Origin of the sequence: Olleya aquimaris (assembly GCF_003259525.1) — a bacterium.
Lineage (GTDB): Bacteria > Bacteroidota > Bacteroidia > Flavobacteriales > Flavobacteriaceae > Olleya > Olleya aquimaris.
On record NZ_QLLO01000004.1, the window covers coordinates 227,176 to 240,642 of the forward strand.

Here is a 13,467-nt window from a genome sequence, read left to right on the forward strand (position 1 = left end):
ACACTTATATGGAATCAATGATGATTTATATGCCAATTGCTATGGCAATTTTAGGCTTAATTTACATGGTTATTAAACAATCTTGGGTAATGAAGCAAGATGCTGGAGATGGAAAAATGAAAGAAATTTCAGATCACATCTATGAAGGCGCATTAGCTTTTTTAAATGCTGAGTATAGACTACTATCAATCTTTGTGGTTATAGTAAGTGCATTACTTGCTGTAGTTGCTTACTTTGTGCCAACTACAAGTTACTTAATTGTAATTGCTTTTATATGTGGTGCAATTTTTTCTGCTTTTGCAGGAAATATTGGAATGAAAATAGCAACAAAAACAAATGTAAGAACGACACAAGCTGCGCGTACTAGTTTGCCAAAAGCACTTAAAATCTCTTTTGGAGGTGGTACTGTAATGGGACTTGGTGTTGCAGGTTTAGCTGTGTTAGGTCTAACCGCTTTCTTTATTATATTTTACAAGTTTGTATTTATGCCAGATGGATGGACTAATACAGATGATATGACTTTAGTTTTAGAAACCCTTGCTGGTTTCTCTTTAGGTGCAGAATCTATTGCATTATTTGCACGTGTTGGTGGAGGGATCTATACCAAAGCAGCAGATGTTGGTGCCGATTTAGTAGGTAAAGTAGAAGCTGGAATACCAGAAGACGATCCACGTAATCCTGCAACAATTGCAGATAACGTTGGAGACAATGTAGGTGATGTTGCAGGTATGGGAGCCGATTTATTTGGATCTTATGTAGCAACAGTTTTAGCTGCTATGGTATTAGGTAACTATGTTATTAAAGATATGGGTGGAAACATCGCTGATGCTTTTGGTGGTATTGGACCAATCTTATTGCCTATGGCTATTGCAGGTGCAGGAATTGTTATTTCTGTTATTGGAACCATGTTAGTAAAAATTAAAAATAACGATGCTAAAGAAGCACAAGTAATGGGCGCTTTAAACTTAGGTAACTGGGTTTCTATTGGTTTGGTTGCTGCTGCTTGTTTTGGTTTAGTAACTTGGATGCTACCAGAAACTATGCAAATGGATTTCTTTGGTGAAGGCACACAAAACATATCGTCTATGCGTGTGTTTTATGCTACTTTAGTTGGATTATTTGTTGGAGCTGTGATTTCTTCGGTTACCGAATATTATACAGGGTTAGGAAAATCTCCAATCTTAAAAATAGTACAACAATCTAGTACAGGAGCAGGAACTAATATAATTGCTGGATTAGCAACAGGAATGATATCTACGTTTCCGTCTGTAATATTATTTGCAGGAGCCATTTGGGGATCTTATGCTTTAGCAGGATTTTATGGTGTAGCTTTAGCTGCATCTGCAATGATGGCAACTACTGCTATGCAATTAGCAATTGATGCTTTTGGACCAATCTCTGATAATGCTGGTGGAATTGCAGAAATGAGTGAGCAAGAACCTATTGTAAGAGAACGTACAGATATATTAGACTCGGTTGGTAATACAACTGCAGCTACAGGTAAAGGATTTGCTATTGCATCTGCTGCATTAACCTCATTAGCCTTATTTGCTGCTTATGTAACGTTTACCGGAATTGACGGAATTAACATTTTTAAAGCACCAGTTTTAGCCATGTTATTTGTGGGTGGAATGGTACCTGTAGTATTCTCTGCTTTAGCAATGAATGCAGTAGGTAAAGCTGCTATGGAAATGGTACATGAAGTACGTAGACAGTTTAGAGACATTCCTGGAATTATGGAAGGTACTGGTAAGCCAGAATACGATAAATGTGTGGCAATATCTACAGAAGCTTCTTTAAAAGAAATGATGTTACCTGGTTTATTAACTATTGGTTTTCCATTAGCTATTGCGTTTGTTCCAATGATATTTGGTATGAATCATCAAGCTATTGCAGAAATGTTAGGTGGTTATATGGCTGGAGTAACAGTTTCTGGTGTGTTATGGGCAATCTTCCAAAACAATGCTGGTGGAGCTTGGGATAACGCTAAGAAGTCTTTTGAAGCTGGTGTAGAGATTAATGGACAAATGACCTATAAAGGTTCTGAAGCACATAAAGCTGCTGTAACAGGAGACACTGTTGGTGATCCGTTTAAAGATACATCTGGACCATCTATGAATATTCTAATTAAATTAACTTGTTTAATTGGATTAGTAATTGCACCAATTTTAGGAGGTCATACAGATACTGGATTAGCTATTTCAGAAGAAGAAAATGTTTGGATAGATGATAAAGGTGTTGCACATAATGTAACAGCAGACACTAAAGAAATATCTAAAATGGTGAAAGTAGAAATGAATAAAAATGACGACGGAACTGTTAAAGCAACTGTAACAACTACAACTACCGAAAAAGGAGAAGAAGTTGTTAAAGAAGAGGTTTTTGAAGGGACTGAAGATGAAGTAAGATCTAAAATTGATGCTTTAAAAGAGGTAGATATTAAAGTGGATGGAACCAAAAAAATTATTAAAAACGTTGAAAAAGTAATAGAAAAAGAAGTTACTAATTAACTGTTTTATAAAAACTAAATAAATTCAACCTGCTAATTTGATTAGCAGGTTTTTTTTATATTATATTTGGGTAATGAGTTGGTTTAAGAAAGATCCTTTACAAATAATTTCGTTTTTAAGTTATGGTACCTCAAGTCATTTTTACCATCGTGGTCGTGCGTTGGAAGATGAAACTATAGACTTAGATCAAAAAAGCTTATTTAATCTTATTTTAAATACTTGGAAGCGTTTTGAAACAGACGAAATCAAGCACACTAAACTCAAAATTACCTTACCCAATAATCGGGTTTTCTATTCGCAAACCGATAAGGATGGCTATTATAAAGTAGAAGAAACTCTAACAGATTTAGACCAGTTAATTAATGATGAAGGATGGTTGATTTTTGAAGTGTCTTACGATGAAGCTACTTTAAAAAGAACCATACAAAATCAAAACAGATTTCCAGCAGAATTACTGATACCTAGAGAAGATTCTGATTTTGGTGTTATTAGTGATATTGACGATACCATTTTGCATACTGGTGTGGTGTCCATTTTAAAATGGCGAGTCATATACAATACTATTTTTAAACATGCTCTAAATAGAATTCCGTTAGAAGGTGCAGCAGAATTTTATCATTTATTGCACAAAGGACCTGCTGGTACTAAGGCTAATCCTATTTTTTATGTCAGTCATAGTCCATGGAATTTATACCGTTATTTAGAGTTTTTTTTAAGAACCAATAACTTCCCTAAAGGACCTATTTTACTACGTAGTTTTAGAAATATGTTTAAAAAGAAAACTGCAGACACTAAGCCACAAAAGCAATTAGAGATAGAAAATATTTTAAAGACTTATCCAAATTTACCTTTTATATTAATTGGCGATAGTGGAGAGCATGATCCTGATATTTATCTAGAAATTGTAAATACTTTTCCAAACCGTATTAACGCAGTTTATTTAAGAAGTGTTGATGATAAAAAGAAAATAAATCGTGTCAATGCCTTGCTGGATGCTTATGAAAAAACACCAGTTTTATTAGTTAATTCTAGTAAAGACGCTATTGCACATGCTAAACGTAATGGTCTAATTAAGTAGGCCTGCGTTAAGGATGGAAGTGGCATCCTTTTTTTGCTGCCATATATGGCAAAAAAAGATATAACGGACAGCCTGACCACGCCTTAAAGCGTGGTAACGCCAAAAAAAATTAAAATAAACCGTTTATTTCGGCATCAATCTTATTAATTATGGTCCCTAAGTCTTCTGGATTAGACACAAAGTCCATATTGTCTACGTCAATTATTAGTAGATTTCCTTTGTCGTAACCATGTATCCAAGCTTCGTAACGCTCGTTAAGTCGGCTTAAATAGTCAATGCTTATAGAGTTTTCGTAATCACGACCACGTTTATGGATTTGTGATACCAAGTTTGGGATAGAACTGCGTAGGTAAATAAGCAAGTCTGGTCCAGCAACAAATCCTTCCATTAAATCAAAAAGTGACTTGTAGTTTTCAAAATCACGATTAGTCATTAATCCCATTGCATGTAAGTTAGGTGCAAAAATATGTGCATCTTCATAAATGGTTCTGTCTTGGATAATATCTTTTCCGCTTTCGCGAATTTGAGCCACTTGTCTAAAACGACTATTTAAAAAGTACACTTGAAGGTTAAAGCTCCAACGCTCCATTTGGTTGTAAAAATCGTCTAAATACGGATTGTCCACAACATCTTCTAATTGTGCTTCCCATTTAAAATGTTTTGCTAATAATTTGGTAAGCGTTGTTTTTCCTGCGCCTATGTTTCCTGCTATGGCAACGTGCATAGTTAGTCTGTTTTAAGTTGGTATTGATAAAGCATTTTACGAGTGTAAATATAAAGGATTTGATTGGTTACAAAAAACTGACTTATTAACATATTTGGTAAATTAATGGGCAGAAATTGTTTGGTTTTACTATTATAAAAAATTAAACTCTTATCCTTTTTAATTACTAAGTTTTCATTAGCTGCTTTAATGCTTGAGTAACCTAAGTTTGGTAATTTATACACCACACTGCCAAAGTAATTATAGCAATACAAAAAGTTTTCTGTTAAAAGCCAACAATAGTTATAGTTACTGGTTAAATCTAATACCTTAGAAGCTACTGGAATGGTTTTGTAACGTGTGGTTTGTGTTTTGTAATCATATAATTCTAGGTACTGAAAGTCTTGATTAAATAACCACAGTGTACTATCAAATCCTGTGGTGATATGCGATATGTTTTTATAAGGTTGCGAAGTGTTAAAGTCTAGTTTTGTTATTTCGGCTAGTCGATTATCTAATATAATTACTGTATTTAAATTAGCATAAAACACATTGATTTTTAATGGGTTAAAAGTGTTTACAGATGTTATTTGTCCTAATTGGATGTTGCTGTAACTAAACGTTTCCTTGTCTTTAATTTTTATTAAAGCATTGTTTTTTAAGTAGTAGGTGTTTTCAAAATTGTTTTTAGCAACAAAAACATCTGCATTTAAGCTGTCTTGTTGTTGTAAAACTGGTGTAATTTCTACTTGAGCTACTAGCGTAAAGGATAAAAAATATAAGATGTAAACTATGGATTTCATACAGCAACAATGTACAAAAACTAAACCAAATGTGTAACAAATTAGACATTGAGTGGACTAATATTTTTATTAGTAAACATTTAACAACTATAAATTAAACTATTAGGTAATTTAGAGGTCTAATACAAGTACTTAAGCATTAATTAAATAACAACAATAATGAAATTAAAATCTATTTTAAAAAATGTAGCTATTGTATTAGTTGCAATTACTGCAACTAACACCTTAGCTCAAGATGGTTTTCAAGGTCAAGCTGTCTATATGTCCAAAACTACTGTAGATATGGATAATTTTGGCGGTCGTGAAATGAGCCCAGAACGTAAAAAAATGATCATGGAGCGTATGAAAAGCATGCTTGAAAAAACATACATTTTAGATTTTAATAAAACAGAATCCATCTACAAAGAGGACGAAGCATTAGAAGCTCCAGGAGGACGAGGAGGTTTTAGTATGGGAGGTATGTCTGCTGGACCAATTTATAAAAATGTAAAAGACAACAAATTAGTACAAGACCAAGAGTTTTTTGGAAAGCAATTTTTAATTAAAGATAGTCTACCAAAGTTGGAATGGAAAATGTCAGGCGAGTCTAAGCAAATAGGAAAATATACCTGTTTTAAGGCAACTGCAACTAAAAAAGTAGATGCTGCAGATTGGACTAATATGCGAAGAAGAGATAGAGACAGAGATAAAAAAGATGAAGATAAAGAAACTACAGAAGTAGAGAAAGATAGCACAAAAACTGATGCACCAAAAGATCCTTTTGAAGAGATAGAAATCCCAGAAGAAATTGAAGTAACCGCTTGGTATACTATGGACATTCCTGTAAATAATGGTCCTGGAGAATATTGGGGACTTCCTGGTTTAATATTAGAAGTTAATTCTGGTAGAACAACCATTTTATGTAGCAAGATTGTTATGAATCCTTCCGATAAAAATGATATTAAAGAACCTACAAAAGGTAAAGAAGTGTCTATGGAAGAATACCAAGACATTGTAAAAAAGAAAATGGAAGAAATGCGTGAAATGTTTAGATCTCGTGGAGGACGAGGTGGAGGACGTCGTAATTAATCTATTCTAAAAAAAACCAACCAAACACATCAGATGAAACACATTATTTCAGCACTACTCTTGTTAGTAGTAAGCACTTCTATTGCTCAAGTAAAATTTGAAGGCGTTGTAAAAGATAGCACAGGCGTAGGTTTAGAACTAGCCAATATTGTTGCTATAAACCAAGCAACTAAAACATTAGAGGCCTATGCAATTACTAATGATAAAGGTCGCTATAAATTGGATTTAGATGTTAACTCTACCTATACTATTCAAGTGAGTTATATTGGGATGAAACAAATTTCTGAAACCGTAGAAACCAAAGAAACTAACATCAGTAAAGACTATATTATGTCTTATGATAATAGTTTAGACGAAGTAGAAATAACCTATGAAATGCCAGTTACTATTAGTGGTGACACCATTACATACAATGCAGATTCCTTTAAAAACGGAACTGAACGAAAACTTGGTGATGTACTAGAAAAACTCCCAGGAGTTGAAGTAAATGACGAAGGAGAAGTTGAGGTTGAAGGTAAAAAGGTTGGAAAAGTCATGGTGGATGGTAAAGAGTTTTTTGATGGCGACACAAAACTAGCTACCAAAAACATACCTGCAAATGCTATTGATAAAGTACAAGTTTTAAAAAATTATTCTGAAGTTGGACAGCTTAGTGGTGTTACTAATAATCAGGATAATATTGCCATAAATATTAAGTTAAAAGAAGGAAAGAAAAACTTCTGGTTTGGTACTGTTACTGCTGGTGCAGGAGCTTCTAGTAACGGAGAACTGTATTTGGCGCAACCCAAATTGTTTTATTATAGTCCTAAAAAAAGCATCAATTTTATAGGTGATTTAAATAATATTGGAGAGTTAGCTTTGTCTCGTCGAGATATTTTTAACTTTTCTGGTGGTTTCCAAATGCCTAGTCAGCAAAGTGGTACTAATATTAGTTTAGGTAGCAATGATTTAGGTTTTAGACAACTTCAAAATAATCAAGCAAAAGACATTAATACTAAATTTGGAGCAGCAAATTTTAGCTACTCACCAAAAAGCACTTTAGATGTTAGTGGTTTTGCTATTTTTGCAAGCAGTAGGATAGAACTTCAAGAAAATAGTTCTGTATTTTATACCGATCAAACCTTAGGTATTCCTGACGAAAACACACAAAGTAATACCAAGCAAAAAAGTGATTTAGGGTTGTTTAAGTTTAGCACAAAATACAAGCCAAACCCTAATAACCAATTAGATTATGATATCCTTGGACGTACCTCTAAAGACGAGCAATTTAATGGTACTTTCTCTAATGTGGTTGGGTCAATTAATCAATTTGAAGATACCAATCCGTATAAAATAAATCAAAATTTGAATTATTATTACACGTTAGACGAGGATAATATTTTTGCGTTATCTGTTCAGCATTTATTACAAGATGAAGATCCTTTTTACAATGCTATTTTAGAAAACGATCCTAATTCTACAACAGATCCATTTGATGATACTGCAGAGGGTTTAGGATTAGATGGTACACAAGTTAATTATAATGTTAACCAAGAAAAACGTGTTAAGACAAATCAGATAGACGCTAAGCTTGATTATTGGAATATTCTAAACAAAAAGAGTGATATCAATTTTACTTTAGGTACTATTTTTAGTAACCAACAATTTGATTCTAATATATTTCAAGTGTTGGATGATGGATCTGAGTTGGATACCAACACTGTAATTCCAGATGTATCTGATGTTAATGATATAAAGTACACGTTTAGCGATGTGTATTTAGGTATGCATTACCGTTTTAAGACTGGTAAATTTACAATTAGCCCAGGATTGTCTGGTCATGCGTATAGTGTGGTAAATAACCAATTTGGCACAAAAACCACAGATAACTTTTTTAGATTATTACCAGATTTAAATGTGCGTGTGCAATTAAAAGGGACTGAAAATTTAAATTTATCCTACGGAATGCAAACACAATTTACAGATGTTAATCAGTTTGCAAAAGGGTTAGTTTTAAATAATTATAACTCTACGTTTATTGGAAATCCTAATTTAGAAAACTCGTTATCACATAACGTTAATTTAAGTTACTTTAGTTTTAATATGTTTAATTACACCAATGTGTTTGCATTTGTAAATTATTCTAAAAACATAGATAATATCAGAACACGTTCTATATTTCAACCAGGTTCTGTAATTAGAAGTAGTACACCGTTTAATTCAGATTTAGAAGATGAAAGTTTAAATGCAAGTGGACGTTTTCAAAGACGTTTTGGAAAGTTGCAAGCTAGTGTTAGAGGGGCTTTTGGGTATACTAAATTTAATCAGTTTATTAATAATCAAATTTCGGTTAACGAAAACTATAACCAAAGTTACACGACAGAATTACGTTCTAACTTTAGAGAAGCTCCTAATTTTGAACTGCGTTATACTTATGGTATAAATAATAGCGATCAAGGTAGTAGAAGAACAAAAATCTATACCAATGCTCCAGCAGTAGAGTTTGATGCTTTAATATTTAAAGCCTTTACCTTTAAAACAGATTATACGTATAGCAGACAAACCATTGATGGAAATAGTAATAGTTTTGGATTGTGGAATGCTAATTTAGCGTACAGAAAAAGTACCGACAGCAAATGGGAGTATGAGTTAAAAGCGACTAACTTATTGGATACATCCTCTAGATTGCAAAACAGTAATAGTGCCTTTTCAGTAAGTACTAGTGAGTATTTTATTCAACCTAGATTTGTAACATTCAGGTTTATATATAATTTATAATACTTTCAACATCAAAGAATTTAAATCCCTTTTAACTTAAGTTTGAAGGGATTTTTTTTTACCACTCATTAATACGGTTAGAGTCTAATTTTATAAAGATGAAGACCAAAATAGTAAATCCCCAAAGTCCAGAACCACCATAACTAAAAAAGGGTAGAGGTATACCAATGGTAGGAATTAAGCCCATAACCATACCAATATTTATCATAAAATGAAGAAACAAAATAGAGCCTACAGCATAACCATACATTCTACTAAACTGAGTCTTTTGTCGCTCTGCTAAAATTAGAATTCGAATTATTAAAAGTAAAAAAACAAGTACAGTAAAAAAACTTCCAACAAATCCCCATTCTTCTCCTACAGTACTAAAAATATAATCTGTTTCTTGTTCTGGCACAAAGTTTCCTGTGGTTCTGGTACCTTCTAAAAACCCTTTACCTTTAAATCCACCACTACTAATGGCTTTTTCAGATTCGTTAAGGTTGTAGGCTACTGTTTTTTTCATTTTTTCCAACTTAGCTGGATCATTTTCTAAACTTAGCCAAACCGTAATTCTGTCTTTTTGATGTTCTGGTAAAATCTTAGAATAAAAAAAACGCACACCAAATGCTAAAACCGTACTAAGTATTAAAACTGTAATAGGTTGTAGAATAGAAGGTCTTTTTTTTCTGGTAAAATAATATAAAGCGACTAGTGTTGCAGTGATTAATAAGGTGCTTGTTATTCCAAATTTTAATGAAAAAATGGATAAAGCTATTAGTAAAGCACCAACAATTAAATAAATATGTGGCAAGCCTTCTCTGTATAAAACAAAGAAAAAAGCACCATAAACCAATGCACTTCCTGCATCTGGTTGTAATAAAACCAACAAAGCTGGTATGGCTATTATTGCAAATGTTTTTAACTGATCGTTAAACTTTTTAATATCTGTATTTAAATCACTAACGTATTTAGCAACAGCCAATGCAGTAGCGACTTTAGCAAACTCACCTGGCTGAAGGGTAAAAGAGCCTATTGGATACCAAGAAGTAGCACCATTAATGTTTTTACCAAACACAAATAAACCAGCAAGTAAGAGTAGGGAAGCAAGGTATATAATACTGGAAAACCGTTCGTAAAACTTTCCGTTAATGGATAATATAAAGACTATCAATACAAACGAAAAAGCTATAAAAATTAACTGTTTACTATATAAGTTAGACAGGTTAAAGTATTCTATAGTTTCTCCGCCATAAGTGGCAGACAAAATATTTAACCATCCAAATCCAACTAAAATAAAAAATAGGATAATAGTTAACCAATCAAATTTATAATGTCTATCAGTTTGCCTCATTGGTTGGTATTGGTACAACTTGCAGTTGTGTTTCTCCGTTTATTTTAAATGGTTGACCAGAATAGGGTTTAGCATATTCGTTTTCTAAGCTATGCGTTAAAATCCATGTTTCTAAATCGGTTCTGGTAATGTGTCCTCTTAAATATTTTTCAATCATTAAACTAGCCATTTTACCAGCAAATCGACTTCCCCAATATCCATTTTCTACAAAAACAGCAATTGCAATTTTAGGATTATCTTTTGGTGCAAAAGCAACAAAAATAGAATGGTCAGTTAATTGGGTTTTAACACCATCAATTTTAACAAAATTTTCTGCAGTACCAGTTTTACCACAAATATCAATGCCTTCAACTTGTAAATTTTTAGCAGTTCCTTTATTATACACATCAAACATACCTTGTATAACTGGTTCAAAATGTTGTTTGTCTATGCTTGTATATCTTGGAGTTGTATATTTTTCATCTATAGGTTCTCCTTCTATTTCTTTTATAATATGTGGTGTGTAAAAATAACCTCTGTTTGCAATAGCTGCAACCATATTAGCCAACTGTATAGGTGTGGCTTCAACTTCTCCTTGACCAATAGCATTAGAAGTCATAAAAGTAGAACTCCATCGATTTTTACCATACCATTTGTCATAAAATTTACTGTCAGGTATACGTCCTTTTCTTCCAACCACAAGATCGTAGCCTAAATAATTTCCTAAACCAAAACTTTTTGCATGATTACTCCACGTGTCCATACCTTCTGTTGCAGTTGGATATTTTTCAATTATACGTCTGTAAACGTTTACAAAGTAAGCGTTACAGGATTCGTATATACCAATATTCATATTTACAGGACTTTTATGACTATGACAGCCATGAAGCTTTCGTCCATTGTAATAGTAACCTAATTTGCAAGAAAATTGTTCTGTGGTGTTAACTATACCTTCTTGAAGGCCAATTAAAGCATTGATTACTTTAAAAGGTGATCCAGGAGCATATTGTGCTTGTAGGCTTCTGTCAAAAGTAGGATTAGCAATAGAGTCGTTAAATAGTTTAGTAAAATTTTTAGAACGATCTCTTCCTACCAAAATATTAGGGTCGTAACTAGGACCTGAGACTAATGCCAGAATTTCGCCAGTATTTGGGTCTAAAGCAATAATTCCGCCTCGTTTATTAGTCATTAATAATTCACCATAAGCTTGCAATGTAGCGTCAATAGTTATTTTAATATCTTTTCCAGCTTCTGGTAACGTATCAAACTTTCCATCTTTATAAGGTCCAATATCTCTGTTATGTATATCCTTTTGTATAAACTTGATTCCTTTTTGTCCACGTAAAGTTTTTTCATAAGATGCTTCAACACCTTGTTTACCAATAAGGTCACCAGAAATATAATAATTATCGTTTTTAATGTTTCTATCATTAACTTCTCCAATATCGCCTAAGACATTAGCACCAATGGTGGTTTCGTATTTTCTTAAGCTACGTTTTTGTATGTAAAACCCTTTGTATTTACGCATTTTTTCTTGTAAAACAGCATAGTCTTCTTTAGATAAATGCGATACAAATACAAATGGTAATCTAGGAGAATAGTTGTAAGCTTTCTCGTATTTTTTTAAAAACGTTGGCTTGTCAATTTTTAATAAGTTGCAAAATTCTAAGGTGTCTAATGGTTCAACTTCATTTGGAATAATCATAACATCATAAGAAGGTTGGTTGGATACCAACAACTTTCCGTTTCTATCATATACAAATCCACGTTTTGGATAATCAAAGACTTTTCTAATGGCATTGTCTTCATAAAGATTTGTTGAAGCACCTTTATAAACCTGAAGGTACAGTAATCGTCCTGTAAAAACAATTCCTACGCTAACTACCAATAAAAGAAGTAAAAGTTTTCTCATTTAGATTTTGTACTAAAAATAGTTGTTATTAAGATACAGAGTATTATAGTGAATATACCTGAAAACAACGTGTTTTGTAACACAAAAAGTATCTTTGAAATGTTAAAAATTTCAAACAGAAAATATATAAAATGATGTATAAAGGTTAGTATTGAAATATAAGTTAGTTTTTGACCAAAATCGATATTACTAAACTTAAGTGCTTGATGCTCGTACACAGCACCAAAACTAAATTTTAATACTGCTGGTCTTACAAATGCTGCAACTAATGCTGCAGTAGCGTTTATACCACCAGAATCCATAAAAACATCAATGATTAAACCTAGTGAAAAACTAAGAAACAAAAATAAGATTCGGTTGTTTTTTACTGGATACAATACAATAAATAACAAATACACATAAGGGTTGATATAGCCCAAAAAATTAATGTTGCTAAACAATAATACCTGAAGTAAAATGAGTAAAATAAACCTTATGGTATGTATGGATAGTAGGTTATTCATTGCTGTTTAATAAAGCATCAATTTTGGGTTTGTCTTTATTTTCAATAATACTAACATGTTCTAAGTTAGTCATGTCATTAAATAGTTTGACATTAATTTCAAAGTAATTTTTAGTAACATCTAGTTTAAAATCTTCGACTTGTCCTACTAAAATTCCCTTTGGAAAAATAGCAGAACGACCAGAAGTAATTATGGTATCTCCTTTAACAAGTTTTGCGTTTTTTTGAATATCTGTTAATTGTACATATTGAGGTGATTTTCCATTCCAACTCAATGTTCCAAAATGATTCGTCTTTTTTAATTGCGCGCTTATTTTATTAGTGGTATTTAAAATAGAGATTACTGTAGCATAATTACTGTTTGTATTATCGATAATACCAATAATTCCTTTTGAAGAAATGACACCTAAATCGGTTTTAATACTATCCTTTTCACCTTTATTTATCGTTAAAAAGTTATTCTGAAGCGAATAGCTGTTTTTTATTACTAATGCTGGAGTAAATTTATATTGCACTTCAAAAGTAGTAGAGTCAATATAAGTTGTAGATGTGTCTGGCAAATTATGTAATAAAGCTCTTAACCTAGTGTTTTCTTCCTGTAGTTTTTTGTTTTCTTCTTTTAAATGAAAATAACTACTAACAGAGTTACTTAAATTGTAAATACCTCCTGTAATAGAATTGGCAGAATTAATAAATTTACTTTTGTGATACGAGTGTGATTGAATAGTAAAACTAATAGATATTACTAATAGCAACAAGAAAAACAAAGACGTTTTGTTTCTAAGTATAAAATTTACAATCTGTTGCATTTAGTTGTTGTTA

Annotated in this window: 10 protein-coding genes; 4 read left to right on the forward strand and 6 right to left on the reverse strand. The window is 32.3% G+C overall.

Annotated features, from left to right (window positions below):
- Positions 1–8: 8 nt before the first annotated feature.
- Complete coding sequence (locus LY08_RS07455; protein ID WP_111659822.1) at positions 9–2,510, forward strand: sodium-translocating pyrophosphatase; 2,502 nt, start codon at positions 9–11, stop codon at positions 2,508–2,510.
- A gap of 73 nt (positions 2,511–2,583) precedes the next feature.
- Positions 2,584–3,588: an App1 family protein gene (locus LY08_RS07460; protein ID WP_111659823.1), complete on the forward strand. Its 1,005-nt coding sequence runs from the start codon at positions 2,584–2,586 to the stop codon at positions 3,586–3,588.
- 109 nt (positions 3,589–3,697) lie between these two features.
- Here the strand turns inward: LY08_RS07460 and LY08_RS07465 are convergent, their stop codons facing one another.
- On the reverse strand, positions 3,698–4,312 hold the full coding sequence (locus LY08_RS07465; RefSeq protein WP_111659824.1) for a deoxynucleoside kinase: 615 nt from the start codon (positions 4,310–4,312) through the stop codon (positions 3,698–3,700).
- 2 nt (positions 4,313–4,314) lie between these two features.
- Positions 4,315–5,094 carry a hypothetical protein gene (locus tag LY08_RS07470; protein WP_111659825.1) on the reverse strand — a complete coding sequence of 260 codons (780 nt, stop codon included), beginning with the start codon at positions 5,092–5,094 and terminating at the stop codon, positions 4,315–4,317.
- 159 nt (positions 5,095–5,253) lie between these two features.
- On the opposite strand from LY08_RS07470, the gene LY08_RS07475 reads away from it, so the two are divergent.
- Both LY08_RS07475 and LY08_RS07480 read left to right on the forward strand, forming a co-directional pair.
- A complete protein-coding gene (locus LY08_RS07475; protein WP_111659826.1) occupies positions 5,254–6,162 on the forward strand; it encodes a GLPGLI family protein in 909 nt (302 codons plus the stop codon).
- 33 nt (positions 6,163–6,195) lie between these two features.
- Positions 6,196–8,919 (forward strand): TonB-dependent receptor, encoded by a 2,724-nt coding sequence (locus tag LY08_RS07480; protein ID WP_111659827.1) that lies wholly within the window; start codon positions 6,196–6,198, stop codon positions 8,917–8,919.
- A 58-nt stretch (positions 8,920–8,977) separates the two neighbouring features.
- On the opposite strand, the gene rodA is transcribed toward LY08_RS07480, so the two are convergent.
- The 4 genes from rodA to mreC are packed head-to-tail and all read right to left on the reverse strand — an operon-like array spanning position 8,978 to position 13,454.
- Entirely contained in the window at positions 8,978–10,252 is a 1,275-nt protein-coding gene (gene rodA / locus LY08_RS07485; protein WP_111659828.1) for a rod shape-determining protein RodA, read from the reverse strand.
- The gene (mrdA, locus tag LY08_RS07490; RefSeq protein WP_111659829.1) at positions 10,239–12,143 is read right to left on the reverse strand and encodes a penicillin-binding protein 2; all 1,905 of its coding nucleotides are present in this window, start codon (positions 12,141–12,143) and stop codon (positions 10,239–10,241) included. The genes rodA and mrdA overlap by 14 nt, the downstream gene beginning before the upstream one ends.
- On the reverse strand, positions 12,140–12,646 hold the full coding sequence (locus tag LY08_RS07495) for a rod shape-determining protein MreD (protein WP_111659830.1): 507 nt from the start codon (positions 12,644–12,646) through the stop codon (positions 12,140–12,142). Before LY08_RS07495 ends, mrdA begins: the two co-directional genes overlap by 4 nt.
- Entirely contained in the window at positions 12,639–13,454 is an 816-nt protein-coding gene (gene mreC, locus LY08_RS07500) for a rod shape-determining protein MreC (protein WP_111659831.1), read from the reverse strand. The genes LY08_RS07495 and mreC overlap by 8 nt, the downstream gene beginning before the upstream one ends.
- Positions 13,455–13,467: the final 13 nt, after the last annotated feature.